The sequence below is a fragment of the Cohnella algarum genome (assembly GCF_016937515.1).
GTDB lineage: Bacteria > Bacillota > Bacilli > Paenibacillales > Paenibacillaceae > Cohnella > Cohnella algarum.
In genome coordinates this window covers 2,667,078-2,683,789 of sequence record NZ_JAFHKM010000002.1, presented here as the reverse complement: position 1 = coordinate 2,683,789, position 16,712 = coordinate 2,667,078, and the positions used below count along the sequence as shown (strand labels likewise).

Annotated in this window: 17 protein-coding genes and 1 pseudogene; 2 read left to right on the top strand and 16 right to left on the bottom strand. The window is 56.9% G+C overall.

What is annotated here, in order from left to right; genetic code table 11:
- Positions 1 to 63 precede the first annotated feature (63 nt).
- The 13 genes from JW799_RS12295 to JW799_RS12235 all read right to left on the bottom strand — a co-directional run bounded on the left by JW799_RS12295 (position 64) and on the right by JW799_RS12235 (position 13,451).
- Positions 64 to 891 carry a carbohydrate ABC transporter permease gene (locus JW799_RS12295; RefSeq protein ID WP_080832985.1) on the bottom strand — a complete coding sequence of 276 codons (828 nt, stop codon included), beginning with the start codon at positions 889 to 891 and terminating at the stop codon, positions 64 to 66.
- Complete coding sequence (locus tag JW799_RS12290) at positions 892 to 1,809, bottom strand: carbohydrate ABC transporter permease (RefSeq protein ID WP_205430015.1); 918 nt, start codon at positions 1,807 to 1,809, stop codon at positions 892 to 894.
- A 245-nt stretch (positions 1,810 to 2,054) separates the two neighbouring features.
- Positions 2,055 to 3,362, bottom strand: a complete 1,308-nt coding sequence (gene hisD, locus JW799_RS12285) for a histidinol dehydrogenase (RefSeq protein WP_080832991.1) — start codon at positions 3,360 to 3,362, stop codon at positions 2,055 to 2,057.
- Between the two features lie 277 nt (positions 3,363 to 3,639).
- The gene (locus JW799_RS12280) at positions 3,640 to 4,659 is read right to left on the bottom strand and encodes a siderophore ABC transporter substrate-binding protein (RefSeq protein ID WP_205430014.1); all 1,020 of its coding nucleotides are present in this window, start codon (positions 4,657 to 4,659) and stop codon (positions 3,640 to 3,642) included.
- 68 nt (positions 4,660 to 4,727) lie between these two features.
- Positions 4,728 to 5,486, bottom strand: a complete 759-nt coding sequence (locus JW799_RS12275; protein WP_080832998.1) for an iron ABC transporter ATP-binding protein — start codon at positions 5,484 to 5,486, stop codon at positions 4,728 to 4,730.
- A complete protein-coding gene (locus JW799_RS12270) occupies positions 5,480 to 6,427 on the bottom strand; it encodes an iron chelate uptake ABC transporter family permease subunit (protein WP_080833001.1) in 948 nt (315 codons plus the stop codon). Before JW799_RS12270 ends, JW799_RS12275 begins: the two co-directional genes overlap by 7 nt.
- Positions 6,420 to 7,373 (bottom strand): ABC transporter permease, encoded by a 954-nt coding sequence (locus tag JW799_RS12265; RefSeq protein WP_080833003.1) that lies wholly within the window; start codon positions 7,371 to 7,373, stop codon positions 6,420 to 6,422. The genes JW799_RS12270 and JW799_RS12265 overlap by 8 nt, the downstream gene beginning before the upstream one ends.
- 184 nt (positions 7,374 to 7,557) lie before the next feature.
- Positions 7,558 to 8,922 carry a sodium-dependent transporter gene (locus JW799_RS12260; RefSeq protein ID WP_080833005.1) on the bottom strand — a complete coding sequence of 455 codons (1,365 nt, stop codon included), beginning with the start codon at positions 8,920 to 8,922 and terminating at the stop codon, positions 7,558 to 7,560.
- Positions 8,923 to 9,164: 242 nt separating this feature from the next.
- Positions 9,165 to 10,454: an ABC transporter permease gene (locus JW799_RS12255; RefSeq protein WP_080833006.1), complete on the bottom strand. Its 1,290-nt coding sequence runs from the start codon at positions 10,452 to 10,454 to the stop codon at positions 9,165 to 9,167.
- Positions 10,447 to 11,352 carry an ABC transporter ATP-binding protein gene (locus JW799_RS12250; protein ID WP_205430013.1) on the bottom strand — a complete coding sequence of 302 codons (906 nt, stop codon included), beginning with the start codon at positions 11,350 to 11,352 and terminating at the stop codon, positions 10,447 to 10,449. The genes JW799_RS12255 and JW799_RS12250 overlap by 8 nt, the downstream gene beginning before the upstream one ends.
- On the bottom strand, positions 11,349 to 12,275 hold the full coding sequence (locus JW799_RS12245) for an ABC transporter ATP-binding protein (protein ID WP_205430012.1): 927 nt from the start codon (positions 12,273 to 12,275) through the stop codon (positions 11,349 to 11,351). Before JW799_RS12245 ends, JW799_RS12250 begins: the two co-directional genes overlap by 4 nt.
- A complete protein-coding gene (locus tag JW799_RS12240) occupies positions 12,272 to 12,679 on the bottom strand; it encodes a GntR family transcriptional regulator (protein ID WP_080833012.1) in 408 nt (135 codons plus the stop codon). Before JW799_RS12240 ends, JW799_RS12245 begins: the two co-directional genes overlap by 4 nt.
- A 52-nt stretch (positions 12,680 to 12,731) precedes the next feature.
- Positions 12,732 to 13,451: a hypothetical protein gene (locus JW799_RS12235; RefSeq protein WP_080833015.1), complete on the bottom strand. Its 720-nt coding sequence runs from the start codon at positions 13,449 to 13,451 to the stop codon at positions 12,732 to 12,734.
- Between the two features lie 181 nt (positions 13,452 to 13,632).
- Here JW799_RS12235 and JW799_RS12230 point away from each other — a divergent pair, with 181 nt between their 5' ends.
- A complete protein-coding gene (locus JW799_RS12230; protein ID WP_080833019.1) occupies positions 13,633 to 14,529 on the top strand; it encodes an RluA family pseudouridine synthase in 897 nt (298 codons plus the stop codon).
- 86 nt (positions 14,530 to 14,615) lie between these two features.
- The gene (locus JW799_RS12225; protein WP_205430011.1) at positions 14,616 to 14,792 is read left to right on the top strand and encodes a hypothetical protein; all 177 of its coding nucleotides are present in this window, start codon (positions 14,616 to 14,618) and stop codon (positions 14,790 to 14,792) included.
- Positions 14,793 to 14,846: 54 nt separating this feature from the next.
- On the opposite strand, the gene JW799_RS12220 is transcribed toward JW799_RS12225, so the two are convergent.
- The 3 genes and pseudogenes from JW799_RS12220 to JW799_RS12210 form a co-directional block, all read right to left on the bottom strand.
- Positions 14,847 to 15,308, bottom strand: coding sequence for a DUF420 domain-containing protein (locus JW799_RS12220; RefSeq protein ID WP_080833022.1), 462 nt, complete (start codon positions 15,306 to 15,308; stop codon positions 14,847 to 14,849).
- A gap of 86 nt (positions 15,309 to 15,394) precedes the next feature.
- Positions 15,395 to 16,245 (bottom strand): annotated as a pseudogene (gene ctaG, locus JW799_RS12215) (cytochrome c oxidase assembly factor CtaG).
- A 147-nt stretch (positions 16,246 to 16,392) separates the two neighbouring features.
- Complete coding sequence (locus tag JW799_RS12210; protein ID WP_080833027.1) at positions 16,393 to 16,710, bottom strand: cytochrome C oxidase subunit IV family protein; 318 nt, start codon at positions 16,708 to 16,710, stop codon at positions 16,393 to 16,395.
- Between the last annotated feature and the right edge of the window lie 2 nt (positions 16,711 to 16,712).

Sequence of the window (16,712 nt, the reverse complement as noted above, 5' to 3'; positions counted from 1 at the left end):
TCATTCTATTTTATATCATTCGACCGGCCATTGGCGGCCCATCGAAGAGATATCGAGCCTCCACTATTTGACAGACCCCGCCGCAATGCCTTTGATAATATGTTTTTGCAGCAAAAGGAAGAAGACGACGATCGGCAGCGTGCCGATCACAAGGCCGGACAAGCCCAAATCCCACTGTTTGTTGTACTGGGCGAACAGGGCGCTCATGGCGACCGGAATGGTTCGAAGCTCCGCTTCCTGCAGCATGAGTCTGGGCAGCAGGTAATCGTTCCAGATCCAAAGCGTGTTCAGAATGACGACCGTCACCGTAATCGGCTTCAGCAGCGGGAAGACCATGCGCCAGAAGATGCCGAACGGGTTGCAGCCGTCGATGCTGGCGGATTCCTCCACTTCCTTCGGCACCGACTTGATGAAGCCGTGGTACAGAAACAAGGTCATCGAAACGCCGAAGCCGAAATAGATGAATACCAGCCCCGGTATGCTGTTCACCAGACCTAGCGAGGCGCTGAGCTTGACCAGCGGAATCATGACCGTCTGAAACGGAATGACCATCGCCGCCACGAACAAGCCGAACAGGATTTGGCTCAGTTTGCCCGGCGTCCGCACGAGCATCCAGGCCGCCATCGAGCTGATGACCACCAGCCCGGCGGTGCCGAACACCGTCACGAGCAGCGAATTCAGGAACGCCTTGGGAAAATCGAGCAGCTCCCATACGCGCCCGAAGTTTTTGAAAATCACTTCTTCCGGAAGCGATGCCGCGTCAAGCAAAATGTTCGCGTTTCCCTTGACCGAATTGATCAGCACGAAGTAGAACGGCACGAGAAACAGAAGTCCCAGCGCAATCGCCACGATTTCCAACGCAAGGGTACGAACGGTGTATTTCGAATCCATTTACGCCTCCACCTCCCGTCTCTTGGTCAGCATAACCTGCCCCATCGTGACAAGCGCCACGATCGCGAAAAATACGAGCGACTTCGCCGAGCCGATGCCGTAGTTGTTGTTCGTGAACGCTTCGGCGTAAATGTTCATCGCCACCGACTCCGTCGAATTGAACGGGCCGCCGCCCGTCAGCGAGTAGTTCAAATCGTAGATTTTGAAGGCGTGCGACAGCGAAAGGAACAAGCAGATCGTAAAGGCCGGCGCGATGAGCGGAATGACGATTTTCCGCAATGCCATCCATCTGCTCGCGCCGTCGATCCGGGACGCCTCCAGGACCGATTGGTCTACGCCCTGCAGCGCCGCGATGTAGATGATCATCAGATAGCCGCTCTGCTGCCAGGCAAACACGATGACGATCCCCCAGAAGGCGGTGTTCGCGTCGCCCAGCCACGGGAGCTGGAAGAACGAAAGCTGCGACCATTCGCCGACCGCGGCAAACCCTTTGATGAAGATGAACTGCCAGATAAAGCCGAGCAGCAAGCCGCCGATCATGTTGGGCATGAAAAAGACGGTTCGCAGCACGTTTTTGGACTTGAGCGCTCCGTTCAGCATCAGCGCCAGGCCGAAGCCGATCAGATTGCTCAGCGCGACGGCGACGATCGTAAACTTCAGCGTAAACAGAAACGAACGGACGAATTTGTCGTCTTCCGTGAAAATGCGCGCGAAGTTGTCGAGCCCGACCCACTCCACCGCAGAGCTGACGCCGTTCCATGAGGTAAAGGAATAGTAAATTCCCATGATAAACGGAATGATCTGAATGCACAGAAAGGTCAGCAATGCCGGTCCGACAAATGCCGCAAAGATCAGACCCTTGCTCAGCTTCGTCCTGCGGGCGGTCTCGTTTTGCTTTGATTCCGCAACCGCGTTCATGTGGCTCCCTCCCTGCTTAATGTAAAGTTTTTTCCCCTGTTGGTATTATAGGTTTGAACGGAAAGCGCGTACATCAACGCGATTGACCATATCGGTGCACTGGAGTGACCATTAGTGTTATGTAATATTACATTTGTAAAAATAGAGCTTATCGTCCGCGAAATCTACGATATCCCGATAGCAAAAAAAGAAGCCGATTCCCTCGTCCCATGGACGGAGAATCGGCCCGGCTCGCGGCCCGCGGCTTAAAACTTCGTTTCGTCCGCCACCGCTTCCGGCTTGGCGTCAAGCTCGCCGGTCAAGCGAATGTTCGCCGAACGCAGATGCCCGATCAACCCTTCGCGGTACGACTGCCGCACGCAGTGCGGAGCCAGCCGCTCGACGCCCGCCCGTTCGACGTGCTGGTACGTGACCACCTTCAGGAATGTTCCGACCCAAACGCCGCCGGTATATTTCGCCGCGCGGTTCGTCGGCAGAATGTGGTTGGTGCCGCACACCTTGTCCGAGAAGACAACCGTGGAGTCTTCGCCAAGAAACAGCGAGCCGTAGTTGGTGAATTTATCGCGATGCGCATAAGCGTCCTTGATCTGCACGTGCAAATGCTCGGAAGCCAGGTCGTTCGCCGTCTCGATCGCTTCTTCCAGCGTGTCGGCCAAGATGATGCGGCCGCGTTTCTCCCACGAGGCGCGCGCGGTCGCCGCCGTCGGCAGCGTCTGCAGCTGCTTCTCGATTTCCTCCATAACGGCCAGCGCCAGCGGGCGGCTCGTCGAAACGAGGATCGCCTGCGTGTGCACGTCATGCTCCGATTGGGCCAGCAGGTCGGATGCCACGTACGCCGGTTTGGCCGTCTCGTCGGCGACGACGAGCACTTCGCTCGGGCCGGCCAGCAGGTCGATGCCCACGACGCCGTGCACCTGGCGCTTCGCTTCGGTGACGAAGCGGTTGCCCGGGCCGGTGATCTTGTGAACCGGGCGGATGCTTTCGGTGCCGTAGGCGAGCGCGGCGATCGCCTGCGCGCCGCCGACGGCGAAGATTTCGTCCGCGCCGGACAGATGCGCGGCGACCAGCACGGCCGGATGGATGCGGCCTTCCTTGGTCGGCGGCGTGCACACGCGGACTTGCGGCACGCCCGCCACCTTCGCCGGAATAATCGCCATTTGCGCCGAAGACAGCAGCGGGTAGCGCCCGCCAGGCACGTACGCGCCGACCGCTTCGATCGGGATGACGCGCTGGCCGAGGAAGACGCCCGGGATCATCTCCTGTTCGAACTCGGTCAGCGTGCGGCGCTGCGCTTCGGCAAACGCTTTAATCCGTTCGATGGAGAACGCCATGTCCTCCAGAAGGGTAGCGGGAAGCTGTTTTTTCGCCGCTTCGATATCCGCTTCCGTCGCCTTCAGCCGGTCCAGTTCGACGCCGTCGAACTGCTTCAGAAAATCTTTCAGCGCCGCGTCTCCCTCGTTGCGCACGCGCTCGATGATGGAAGCGACCGTGCTTTCCAGTTGGCCTTTTTCCGTTTGCGTCATCGGTTCCTGGTCTTTCAAAATTTCGATCATGTCGTCGGTCCCTCTTTCCGTTAGCCCTGCCGTTTGGCGGCTTGCGATTACTTTCCATTATAGAAAAGGCCCGATGACGAAAACAGCAACGCGATTGACGGAATGGGTGCACTGGGTTGATTGATGTCATTTTAAATGACATTTGGATCCTCCCGCCTCCCCCGGCCCGGTTCCTGCTTCAATTAAAAACGAATGACCATCCTCCGCCCAAAGCTTCTAAACCGCAAAAAAAAGCCCGCTCCGCATGGAGCGAGCCGACGCGATTTGCGCCTTTTGATCAGCCGATCGCCGCGCTGACCTCGTCGATCATGGCGCCGACGGAAACGAGGCCGCCGCCGGACAGGTACCAGTAGTTCGGATCGAGGTACACGATATGGCCGTCCTTGTAGGCGTTCGTGCCCTTGACGAGATCGTTCTCGATGGACTCCTTGGCCGGGGAAACCTCTCCGCCTTCCGAGGCGACGACCGCGCTGCGGTCGACGACGAACAGGTAGTCCGGATTTTTCTCGGCGACGTATTCGAACGTGACTTTTTGGCCGTGCGTCGAAACCTCGATGTTTTCGTCCGCTTGGGCGAAGCCGAAGACGTCGTGGATCAAGCCGAAACGGGAGCCGGAGCCGTACGCGCTGATCGAACCTTCGTTGTGGAGAATGATCAGCGCTTTTTTGCCTTCCGCCGTCACCTTTTCATGGATTTCCTTCACTTTCGCATCGAGCGCGGCCAGCTCGGCGCTCACTTCGTCGGACTTGTTGAACACCTGGCCGATCGCGGTCATGTTGGAAATCACGGACTCTCTGTACTTGGCCGTATCCAGCGTCAGATTGAGCGTCGGAGCGATTTTGACGAATTCCTCGTAGGAGCTTGCCTGGCGTCCCGAAATGATGATCAGGTCCGGCTGAATTTCCGCGATTTTCTCGAAATCCGGTTCGGTCAGGCCGCCGACGTTCGCATACTTGGCATCTTCGTATTTGCTCAAATAAGCCGGCAGGTTGTTTTGCGGGACGCCCGCGACTTCGACGCCCAGCTTGTCGAGCGTATCCAGAATGCCCATATCGAACACGACGACTTTAGTCGGGTTGGTTTTCACCGTCGTTTCCCCGGAAGCGTGCGTGATCGTCACTTCCGCCGGCGCGGCCGAATCGCTCGGAGACGCGGACGGACTGGCGCTCGCGGAAGCCGAAGCGCTCGGAGAAGCGGACGGAGACGCGCCCGCGTTGCTGTTGCCGTTGCCCGAACCGCACGCGGCGACAACGACCATAATCAAACTCAACATCAGGACGGAAACTGCTTTTTTCATTATTTGCACCCCTTGAAATGATTTTATAATGACGCCTTGCGGCGCAATTAACGATGTTCGCCGACGAGTTAAGTGAAGTACACGCAAATTTTGTTGCCGTTAATCGGCCGGATATCCATCTCCATGTCGTAAATGTCCCGGAGCACGTCCGTTTCGATGATGTCGTCGGTCGGCCCCTGCTTGACCAGCTTGCCCTGCTTCAGCGCCACGATGGCGTCGGAATAGCAGGACGCGAAGTTGATATCGTGGATGACGATGACGATCGTCTTGTCGAGCTCCCCCGCGAGCTTGCGGAGCGTTTTCATGATTTGCACGGAATGCTTCATGTCCAGGTTGTTCAGCGGCTCGTCGAGCAAAATATACTCGGTGTTCTGCGCGATGACCATCGCAATGTACGCGCGCTGGTTTTGTCCGCCGCTCAGCTCGTCAAGATGCTTGTGCTGCATCTCCTCGAGATCCATATACCGGATCGCCTCGTCGACAAACTGCCAATCCTCCTTGGTCAGCCGCCCCTGGGAATAGGGAAACCTTCCGAACGAAACGAGCTCGCGAACCGTCAGCCGCAAATTGATATGGTTGGATTGCTTGAGGATGGATACTTTTTTCGCCAGTTCGTTCGTCTTCCAGGCGCCGATTTCTTTGCCGTCGATCCAGATTTCCCCCTGATCCTTCGGGATCAGCCGGCTGATCATCGAGAGCAGCGTGCTTTTGCCCGCTCCGTTCGGCCCGATGAACGAGGTCACCTTGCCTTTTTCGATCGTGACGGACACGTCCTCGACGACTTTTTTGCCGCCGTAGCTTTTCGATACGCCTTTCACCTCTACCACGACTTGTTCTCCTTTAGCAGCAAATATAAGAAATACGTTCCGCCGATAAAATTGAGGATCACGCTAAGCGGCGTAGAGAAAGCGAAAATCCGCTCCACGATCGTCTGTCCCCCGACAAGCGCTAGGACGCAGATCATAATCGAGCCGCCGATCAGGTAGCTGTGCCTGTACGTTTTGAACATCGCGTGGGCCAGGTTGACGACGAGGAGGCCGAGAAACGCGATTGGTCCGACAAGCGCCGTGGAAATCGAGACGAGCACCGCCACGACGACGAGCAGCCGCTTGACCACCCCGTCATAGTCGACGCCCAGATTGACCGCATGATCGCGTCCGAGGGCGAGAACGTTCAAATACTTGACGAACCGCAGGAAGTAAGCCGTAACGAGCAGCAGCGCGACGACGGAAATCAGCAAAATATCCGTGTTGACGCGGTTGAAGCTGGCGAACATTTTCCCTTGGACGACCTGAAACTCGTTCGGATCGATCAGCACTTCCATGAACGTCGACATGCTCTGAAACATCGTGCCGATGACGAGCCCGATCAGCAGCAGGAAAAACAGGTTTTGCTGCCCGCGTTTGAACACGAACAGAAACAGGAGCAGGGAAAAACCGATCATCAAAGCCCCGGACAACAAAAAGTTGTAATTCCCGTTCGCAATGACGACGGAGTTCGAGCCGAAAAAATAGACGACGGCCGTCTGCATCAGCATGTACAGCGAATCGAGCCCCAAAATGCTCGGCGTCAAAATCCGGTTATTCGTAATCGTCTGAAACACGACGGTCGAGAACGCGACGGCGATTCCCGTAATGATAAACGCGGCGATCTTCATCGCCCTTCGCGGAATGGCGTAATCCCAGTTGCCGACGTCCGCGAACATGAAAACGCCGAGAAACGCAAGCGACAGCGCGACGAGGATGCCGATCTTGATGCGGTTATCCATGGGCTCGACGACTCCTCACCAGCAAATAAAGAAAGATGACGCTGCCGATGACTCCGACGGTCAGGCTGATCGATATCTCGTACGGATATATGATCAGCCGCCCGATAATGTCGCAAGCGAGCACGAACACGGCCCCGAGCAGCGCGGTGTGGGACAGCGTATTTTTCAAATGATCCCCTTGGTACAGGCTGACGATGTTCGGAATGATCAAGCCCAAAAAAGGAATCGTCCCCACCGTCAAAATGACGGCCGCGCTGGACATCGCGACGATCGCGAGACCGATGTTGACCACTCTCCGGTAGTTAAGGCCGAGGTTGACGGAGAAGTCCTCCCCCATGCCCGCCACGGTGAACTTGTTCGCGTACAGGTACGCCAGCACCATGAGCGGCACGCTGACGTACATCAGTTCGTAGCGGCCCTTCAGGATGCCGGAGAAATCCCCCTGCAGCCACGAAGACATGTTCTGGACGAGATCGTACCGGTAAGCGAAAAAGGTCGCGATCGAACTGATGACGTTGCCGACCATCAGGCCGACGAGCGGAATAAAGACGGAATCCCGGAACTTGATTTTCTCCAGAATTTTCATAAAAACAAGCGTTCCGGCCAACGCGAACAAGAAAGCGATCGCCATCTTCACCATCGGATGGGCCGCCGTGAACAGCATCATCGATACGAGAATGCCGAGCTTGGCGGAGTCCATCGTACCGGCCGTCGTCGGCGAAACGAACTTGTTGCGCGTAAGCTGCTGCATGATCAATCCGCATATGCTCATGCTTGCGCCGGCGATCAGGATGCTGACTAACCGGGGAATCCGGCTGACCCAGAGCACCTGCGCCTTCTCGTCCGTCAGATCGAACAAATCCAGCGGGTTGAGATCTTTTACTCCGATAAAGATGGAAACAAACGAAAGCGCGATTAACGCTAAAACCAGATAAATACGTTTCATTTCCGAACCGTTCTCTTCCTGCCCTGGAAAGATCCACGGCGCAGTTTAAGTAAAGATGATAATCATTATCACTTTTTCATCCAATGAGAACGATTATCGGCGATTTTGGAACATTTGTCAATCGCGTTCAAACTTTTGTCACGATTATTCCGGTCATCCGTCCCTGGCTGGATTCGAAGTTGGCTTAAAACGAAATCGCTCCGACGGAATGCAGAAACACGAGAAGAATCAGGACAGGGCCGACGATCCGCAGCAAAAACATCCAGGCACGATACCAGAACCCCGTCAGCCCTGCCTCCTCCCCCGCCCGCTTCCAAATGTAACCGGCAAACAGGGTCACCACGAGGCCGCCGATCGGCATCAGCACGTACGACGTCACGAAATCGAACCATTCGAAAATCGTTCTCCCGCCCGGCCGAAACGAACCGAATACGCCTCCGACGGACAAGGCGGAGGGGATCCCGATGATAAAGGACAGCGAAGACACGATTGCCGAAGCTTTTCTCCGGCTCCAATTCCACTGCCTCATCGCGTAGGCAACCGGAACCTCCAAAATCGAAACGGCCGAGGTCAGCGCCGCGATCGCAAGCAGCAGAAAAAACAAGCCGCCGAACAAAAAACCGAACGGCATTCGGGAGAACGCGGCGGGGAGAGCCATAAAGGCGAGTCCCACCCCTTCGTCCGGCTCCAGGCCGAACGAGAACACGGTCGGAAAGATGACGAGGCCCGCAATGAACGCGTAGAGCAAATCCCCGAACCCGATCGCCAGCGTCGCGGCGCCGAGCGACTGCCGCTTGTCGACGTAAGAACCGTAAGTCAGCATGCAGCCCATGCCGAGCGACAGCGAAAAGAAGGCGTGACCGAGCGCGACCAGGGCAGACTCCGCCCCGAGCTTGGCAAAGTCCGGCTTCAGGAAAAATTCAACGCCCTTCCCGGCGCCCGCGAGCGTGACGGAACGGATCATGAGCACGAGCAATATGATCAGGAATCCGGGGATCAGAAATTTATTGAATTTCTCGATGCCGCCGGACACGCCCTTCGCGATGACGCTCCCGCAAATCGCCATGACGGCCGCCTGCCAAAAAATCGGCCAATAGCCGGAAGCGAACGCTTCGAACATGGCTTTGTAATCGTTCCCTTCGCCGAACAAAACGCCCGCAAATGATCCGAACGTGTAGTGAAACGTCCATCCGGCGACGACGCCGTAATAGGACATGATCAAAAAGGCGCAGAGAACGGACAGGAGGCCGAAAAAGCTCCAGTGCGCCTTGCCGGTCAGGTTGTAAAAGGAAGCGGAGGCGTCTCCCCTCCCTCCCCGTCCGATCGTCATTTCGGCGAGCAGGACCGGGAGGCCGATGACGATGAGGCAAACGATAAAAAGGAGAAAAAACGCCGCGCCCCCGTATTTCCCCGTAATATAAGGAAACTTCCACATGTTCCCGAGACCGACCGAGCTTCCGATCGCGGCCAGGATAAAGCCGGCGGCGGTGAAGCGCTCCGCCTTCGGCCGGTCGTCGGGCGGAAGCTGCTGCGATGCCTGCTCGCTCATGAAATAACCCCCAGTAATCGCGGCAACCGAAACTGATCTTCCGCGGGAAATAACTGGAGGTTATCATTTGCCGTTTTACGGCAAAATATGATGGCTTTAGGTTGACCCTGCGTTCTTCGAAAATGACAGGTTGTCTCAAGGCAAGACGTCCCGGGCTATAAACGAAGACCCTTGATTTATCGACGTTTCCGATAAATCAAGGGTCTTCTTCAGTCTCAAATACGTATTGCAAAGGGCGAAACTTAAACCTTGTAAGCCTTCATCGCCTTCAGCACTTCCTTGAACGTCGGGCGCTTGCCGTACATCAGCACGCCGGTGCGGTAGATCTTCGCCGACAGCCAGCCGAACAGGCCGATGGAGGCGAGCAGCAACCCGATCGAGACGACGGTTTCCCACCAGAGCGGATCGGACAGGCCGATGCGCAGGAACATGAGGAACGGGGCGAAAAACGGAATGAACGAGCCGACGACGACGATCGTGCTGTCCGGGTTGCTCAACCCGTAGATCGCGATGTAGAAGCCGAGCAGCATCAGCATCGTTACCGGAGTGACGACCTGGTTCATATCCTCCGTGCGGCTCGCCATCGATCCCAGCGCGGCAAACACGGTCGCGAACAGGAAGTAGCCGGCCAGATAGAAGAAGACGGCGAAAACGAGCAGCAGCGGGTCGATCGTGTCGAGACGGATGCCGAACGAGGCGAAGGCGTCCCGGTTTTGCGGAAGAGACAGATTCAGAACGAACACGGCGGCGAGCACGAGCAGCTGAAGGAGTCCGGCTGCGAACGTGCCGATGATTTTGCCGAACATTTGCTTGAGCGGCGATACGCTGGTCACGAGAATTTCCATGACGCGGGAGCTCTTTTCCGCCGTAATTTCGGTTGCGATCATCGTGCCCGTAATCATGATGGCCATAAACAACAGGATGATGATGACGTAAGTAAGTCCGATCGCGGTCGCCTGTTCGTCGGCCGTCTTGCCGCTCCCCCCGTCTCCGCTTACGGAAATTTGCACGGAATCGAGCGTAATCGGCGCAAACAGCTTCGTCTGCTGGGCTTCGGTCAGCCGGGCTTCGGAAATCGCCTGACTCGTTTTGATCGATTGGAGTCCGGCCTCCAATGCCTGCGACGTTTTGGACTCGAGCATCTTTTCCGAGCTGTAGACGACGTCCGGGAAGCCGACTTCCGGATTGTCCCGGAACGTGATATAGCCTTTAATCTCGCCGTCCCGAATCGCCCGCTTGAGCGTTTCGGAATCGGCGGTCTCGGAACCCGCGGAAGGAATAGCTACGAGCGCGGCCCCGGGTTCCTCCTGCTGCGCGAAGAAGTCGTTCAACCCCTGCGTGATCTCGTCGTATTGCCCTTCGATGTATCCGACCTTGGTCGGCTCGCTGTCGCCGGTCAGCTTCTGAATGAAGTAAGGTGCGTTGGCGCCTGCGACAAGCAGCACCGCGATAATGAGCGTCGTAATAATGAAGGATTTGCTGTAAATCTTGTTGCGAATCGTAAATTTCGTAACCGTCCACATGCTATTCATGGCGTTCACCTACCGTTCGGATAAAGATTTCGTTCAGCGTCGGCTCGAGCAGCTCGAAGCGGCGAATCGGTCCTTGCGCGAGGGCATGCTGCAAAATGCGGGAAGCCGCGTCTTCCGACCCGATCTTGATGTCGTAGCCGCCGTTCTCCGTCCGGGCAACGGCCTTCACGCCGGGAATCCCCTCGAGCCCTTCGATCGGACGCTCGGCCGCAAGGGCGACCCGCTCTTGCGGGAACCGGGATTTGATCTCCTTGACGGAGCCCTGCAGCACGGGGTTCGAGCGGTGCATAATCGTAATATTCCGGCATAATTCCTCCACGTGCTCCATCCGGTGCGTCGAAAATAAAATGCTCGTCCCCTCGTCGCGCAGTTCCTTGACCGTCGTCTTGAGCAGCTCCACGTTGACCGGATCGAGGCCGCTGAACGCCTCGTCCATAATGACGATTTTCGGACGGTGGATGACCGCGGCAATGAACTGGATTTTTTGCTGATTGCCTTTGGAAAGCTCCTCGACCTTTTTGTTGTAATGCTCCGGAATTTCGAACTTGTCCAACCAGCGCTTCAAATTTGCGTCCGCGTCCTTGCGGGACATGCCGCGAAGCTGGGCCAGGTAAGCAATTTGTTCGCTCACCTTGATTTTCGGATACATGCCTCTTTCTTCCGGCAAATAGCCGAGCATGCTGAGCTGTTCCTTGCCGTACGGGCGGCCGAAATAACGGATCTGACCGTCATCCGGCAAAATCAGTCCCAGCACCATTCGCATCGTCGTCGTCTTGCCGGCGCCGTTCGCCCCGAGCAGGCCGTAAATTTCGCCTTCGGCCACCTCGAACCCGAGGCCGTTCACGGCCGTTTTGTCCCCGTAATGCTTGACGACGCGTTCCACCACCAATGGATTCATCGTTTTTGTTCCTCCTCCCGAATTAAACACCCCAAAATGTCTTCCAGCTCCATCCTTTGAACGGATAAAATCGTGCACCCCCGCTCCCGGCAATACGCTTGCGCCTCCTCGGACCGATCCGATTCGATCCGGAAGATGCCTCCCCCGGACGCTTCCTGCCCGCGGAGCCCCGGAAGGCGCCGCAACCAGTCCGAATCGCCCCTTGCGGCCTCCGGGAGCTGGACAAGCAGCTGTCTCCATTCGTCGAACAGCTGATCCTTCTCGAAGCTTCCGAGCACCTTGCCGCGATACATAAACAGGATGTAGTCGGCCAGGCGCCGAACCTCTTCGGTAATGTGGGTAGCGATGATCAGCGTCCGGTCGCCCTGCTCCATGTAGCGATGCAGCTCGGTCAGCATCGATTTCCAGGCGAAGGGATCGAGCCCCGACGAAGGCTCGTCGAGCAGCAGCAGCTTCGGATTGTGCGCCATGGCGCAGGCAAGCTCCACTTTCCTGCGCATGCCCTTGGAAAGCTTGCGCAGCTTGCCGCGGACGGGCTCCGCGTCGAAGCTTCGGAGCAGCTTGCCGTACCGCCCCCAATCCCATCCGGGGTACCAGTTGGCCGCGAACTTCGCCTTTTCTTCCGGCGTCAGCGGATCCTCGTACGCATGCGGCAGCTCGGCCAAAAATCCGATCTGCTTCTTGAGCTCTTCGTCGCTGCCCTCGGCCAGCGGCTCGCCGAGCAGCCACCCTTCCCCCCGGAAAGGCTCCATGTTCATCAACAGGCGGAACAAGGTGCTCTTGCCCGACCCGTTCGGCCCGACAATCGCCGTGACCAACCCTTTCGGAATGTCGATATCGAGCGGCCCGAGCGCAAAGCCTTCGTTTCGGACCGTTGCGCCCCGCAGCCTGACGGCCGGTTCGGTTTCCGTTAACGCGATCATGGCGGCGCTCCCCCTCCTTCCGGAAAATACTTGCGGACCGTCTCGCGAAAGATCGCCTCCAGTTCCGCCCTGGAACAGCCGTTCTGGATCGCGGCTTCGGCAGCCCGTTCGAGCGCTTCGACGACGCGGTCGAGACGGTGGCCGGCCTTTGCCGCTTCGTCCACCTTGGCGACGAACGTCCCCGTCCCCTGCCTCGTTCGCAAGAGTCCTTCGTTTTCCAAATCCTGATACACCCGGCGGACCGTAATGACGCTGCATTTGAGCGAGGCGGCCAGCTCTCGTATGGAAGGAAGCAAAGCCCCTTCTTCCAACTGCCCGTTCAAAATAAGCCCCCGCAATTGCGTCTCGATCTGATGATACAAAGGTTCGGGACGGTTCTCGTCAATTTGAATCGGAATCCACACAAAGCCACCTCTTTCCATACGCGTCAACACTTGCGCCGATTCTTAATTTTCGTTAAAACGAGTACCGCCTCGTCCGCATCCGGCTCGTCGTCAGCCGGTAGCCGGCCGCCAAAGCGGCGGCCGCGACAATCAGGGCCGCGCTAACGGACAACGCCGGATTCTCCTTCACGACCGCGAGCAATTCGCGGAACAAGCTGCCGCCCAAGACGGCAACGAGCGCGCTGACTACCCCGGCCAGAACGGTGTACGCCGTATAATACAAGACGAACGTTTTACCCGGAAACCCAAGCTCCAAATACACGTAAAACGCTTGAATCAGCACGCCGTAGGCGAACCAGACGAGTCCCGCGGCGATCCATTCGCTTGCGCTGGCGATCGCCCGGAGATCCGAGGACACGATATACTGCAGCGTCAAAAACAATCCCCCGGCCGCAAAATGCGTCAGCAAGCTTTGCGCGTAGCGGGCTCCGGCGATCGCCGAAATCGGCACGGGCATCGTTCGCCAATGGGCCACCCGCTTCGTGAACGGGTCCTGCCGCCAGTAATGGAAGACGGTGCGGTGCATCATGCAGCCGAACAGCGGGAACGCGAACAAGTATATCCAGTCGCGCATGGCGCTCATGAACGGCAGTTCTCCATTGGCGTCCTGTTCGACGATAAAGATGAACACCGCGCCGAAGTATACGGCGAATAACGACGTTGCGATCAGGCCGATCCATTCCCGCTTCATTTCGAAAACCAGCACCGTTCGGACCTTTTGCCACCCTTGCATCGCAATCTCCTTCCATCAACATTGTATATGTGTGTATATCTTTATACACAGTATAATCACTGTGCAACGGGATGTCAACCTTTTCCTGAAATCCGTTTTTCCCGTTCAAATGGGATGCGCTTGAACATCGGCGCCGAATCCGCTATCGTGAAGACATGCAAAGCCAGAGAGGAAGAAGAAATTGAACAAAGGAAAATCCGCCCCGGCCAAAGTTTTCGCCGTACGGACCGAAGGGGACCTGCTCCCTTTTTTGCTCGAATCGCTGTCCGGCCAAGGACGAAACTCGGTCAAATCCATGCTGGCCAGGGGCCAAATATCGGTTGACGGAAACATCGAGAAAGCGTATAACTTTCGGCTTCGGCCGGGACAGACGGTAACGGTCAGCACCGCCCGGCAAGCGGAGGCTCCCCGCCTGATCGGCCTGTCCGTTCTTTACGAAGACGATGACGTCATCGTCGTCCGGAAAGAGGCCGGCCTGCTTTCGATCGCGACCGGGCAGGGAGAGGAGCTTACGGCGTATCGTCAACTAATGGAGCACGTCCGCGCGCAGCATCCGAAAAACCGCGTCTTCATCGTCCATCGGCTGGACCGCGACACCTCCGGCGTCATGATGTTCGCGAGGAGCGAGAAGATTCAGCAGGCGCTGCAAACGAACTGGAAGGAAAACGTGAAAGAGCGCGTTTACGTCGCCCTGGTGGAAGGCCAGGTCAAAGGCGCGGAGGGCGTCGTGGAATCGTGGCTGAAGGAAAACAAGGCGATGCGCGTCTATTCGAGCCCGAAGCCGGGCGACGGCCAGCATGCGATTACCCGCTACAAGGTTCTCCGTTCCGACCGGAGCTTCAGCCTGCTTGAAGTCCGCCTGGAAACGGGCCGAAAAAATCAAATCCGGGTGCATATGCAGGATATCGGGCACCCCGTCGTCGGAGACAAAAAATACGGCGCGCGATCGCGAATTCTCGGGCGGCTCGGCCTGCACGCCAAGCTTTTGGCGTTTACGCATCCCGTTTCGGGCCGAACGATGAGCTTCGAAGCGCCCGTTCCTTCGTCCTTCCTTCGGGCGTTTCGGGAACAACCCTGAATTCGGAGAAATCCGGCATAAAATAAGCCGAGTAAGGAAACCTTATTCCCTGGTTCCCATTCTAACGCCAAGGGAGGCTTTCGCGCATGACGCAACGCCAGAATCGTTCGTCCAAAGCGGACGTTCAAACGACCGAATTGAACAAAATGCCCGTTCCGGGAGAAGGCGCCGCGGATACGGAATTTTCCGCCGAGGAAGCCGCCGAAGCGTTCGAGCAAAACAACCGCTCCTCCGGGGCTGCCGAGCGGCAAAACCGGCAATAAAAACAAAAAGACGATTCCGGGCAAGCGTTTTGCCCCGGAACCGTCTTTTTGTTTTTATCCGAAAATCGCTTCGATCACCGGCTTCGTATGTCCGCCCGGATACAGCAGGTAGAGCAGCACGTACACCGTAATGCCGGTAATCGCGGTAACGAACCAGGTAACCGCCGTCACGCGCCCCCACTTCCGGTGCTTGCCGAAGTTTTTGCGGAAGGCCAGCACCAGCGTCGTGATGCCGAACACGGCCGCCACCGTCGCCAGAACGATGTGGAATATCAAAAACACTTGGTACACCGTCTTCAGGCTTTCCGGTCCGCCCCAGGTCGTATTGCCGATAAAAATCGTCCTGGACACGTAAATGATAAAAAACACGACAGCCGCAATCGCGGCCGCGATCATCGTTTTCTCGTGGGCTTCCCGCTTGCCGACGATAATCAGCCGCCAGCCGATCGCGACCAGAATCGCGCTGAGCGCAATGAAGCTTGTGCTGATCGTTGGAAAAATTTCGTAAGATGTCATAGTCCGATTCTCCCGCTTATCGACGTGAATACCTAAATTTTATTGTACATTCCCGTCATGCGTTGTTCAAACCGAATCGAACGGTTTCACACATTGTTCAAACGTCCGGACGCGGCATGATCGAATGCGGGGTCGTCTTCCTGGGACTTCTCCTTGCGGTACCACTGCATGAACACCGAATACAGCGCCCAAATGTTGACGAACTCCTGCAGCAGCTTCATGACGATGCCGCCAAGCTGCTGATCCTCCCTGCCCGACATCAGGTTGAAAAACGCGGGGCCTTCGAACTGCTCCAGCAATCTCGCCGGATCGCCCGAAACGCAATACCCCATCGCCTGGACCCAGACCTGCGGATCGTTGTACACCGCGAATAAGGGTTCGGGGGCAAAAATAATGAGCACGCAGGCCGGCGTCAGCAGCAGGCCGTTGGCGAAAATATAACCGAGCTTGCGCAGCGACGTCACTCTGCTCCATTCCGGCACCGGGCACATGACGTGCCACCAGTTCAGCAGCGCGACGACCAGCAGCAGCGCGTAAAAGAAGCCGTGGATGACGTAATGGGTCATCACCCAGTCGTGAACGTCCGGCATATGGTAGAACGAAAACAGCAGATTGAACGCAAACAAGCCGAACAGCGGATTGGCGAACAGGCGGAACGGCTTCCAGAACGCGCGCCCGAACGCCCATTTCCACAGCCAGCCCGGTATCCCGTACAGCAACAGGGGGGCACGATAATGTAAGATATGGCCATATCGGTCATATGAAACGTAAACATCAGATGCCCAAGCAAGCTAAGCGGGCCTCCGTGCACGAGATAGAGCAGCAGCATCGCGCCGTAAAAGGCGAGCTGCCGGACAACCGGCACCGCCTCGACGCCGCCGAACCTCTGCCTCCACGGCCCGACCACGAACGCATACAACGTCGCAATCAGCAGCATGAACACCAAAAAAAGCGGACTCCACATTTCGGCGAACGAAAAATAATCCAATCCCGGCATGTCGTTTCCTCCTTTCCGATCGCGAACTTAAAACGGAAAAAAGAGGCGGATTGGGGACCCGCCTCTTTGCAGTTTAGCCTTTTGCAATTACCACCATACCCAGTATAAGGCCATGATGATCATCGTGAAAACGACGAAGCAACCGGACAAAATCGCGATAATGGCAAACATGTGGCCTTTATCCTTCATGTGCATCCAGAATGCAAGCTGGACGAACACTTGTACGATTGCCATCGCCACCAGAACGATGTAGGTGAAATTAGTGTTGATTTCGCCGGAGGCGACCGTCACGAAGGCGATGATCGTAAGCACCAGCGACAGAACAAACGCGACGATGTGCTTTTGGGGGCCTTCCACCCGGTGGCGTTTCGCATTTCCTTCGGAAGTCGTATGTTCGTTCGACATGA

Coding starts and splice junctions, on each gene's coding strand:
- JW799_RS12295 (WP_080832985.1), bottom strand. CDS start 891: ATGGATTCGAAATACACCGTTCGTACCCTTGCGTTGGAAATCGTGGCG.
- JW799_RS12290 (WP_205430015.1), bottom strand. CDS start 1,809: ATGAACGCGGTTGCGGAATCAAAGCAAAACGAGACCGCCCGCAGGACG.
- hisD (WP_080832991.1), bottom strand. CDS start 3,362: ATGATCGAAATTTTGAAAGACCAGGAACCGATGACGCAAACGGAAAAA.
- JW799_RS12280 (WP_205430014.1), bottom strand. CDS start 4,659: ATGAAAAAAGCAGTTTCCGTCCTGATGTTGAGTTTGATTATGGTCGTT.
- JW799_RS12270 (WP_080833001.1), bottom strand. CDS start 6,427: ATGGATAACCGCATCAAGATCGGCATCCTCGTCGCGCTGTCGCTTGCG.
- JW799_RS12265 (WP_080833003.1), bottom strand. CDS start 7,373: ATGAAACGTATTTATCTGGTTTTAGCGTTAATCGCGCTTTCGTTTGTT.
- JW799_RS12260 (WP_080833005.1), bottom strand. CDS start 8,922: ATGAGCGAGCAGGCATCGCAGCAGCTTCCGCCCGACGACCGGCCGAAG.
- JW799_RS12255 (WP_080833006.1), bottom strand. CDS start 10,454: ATGAATAGCATGTGGACGGTTACGAAATTTACGATTCGCAACAAGATT.
- JW799_RS12250 (WP_205430013.1), bottom strand. CDS start 11,352: ATGAATCCATTGGTGGTGGAACGCGTCGTCAAGCATTACGGGGACAAA.
- JW799_RS12245 (WP_205430012.1), bottom strand. CDS start 12,275: ATGATCGCGTTAACGGAAACCGAACCGGCCGTCAGGCTGCGGGGCGCA.
- JW799_RS12235 (WP_080833015.1), bottom strand. CDS start 13,451: ATGCAAGGGTGGCAAAAGGTCCGAACGGTGCTGGTTTTCGAAATGAAG.
- JW799_RS12225 (WP_205430011.1), top strand. CDS start 14,616: ATGACGCAACGCCAGAATCGTTCGTCCAAAGCGGACGTTCAAACGACC.
- JW799_RS12220 (WP_080833022.1), bottom strand. CDS start 15,308: ATGACATCTTACGAAATTTTTCCAACGATCAGCACAAGCTTCATTGCG.
- JW799_RS12210 (WP_080833027.1), bottom strand. CDS start 16,710: ATGTCGAACGAACATACGACTTCCGAAGGAAATGCGAAACGCCACCGG.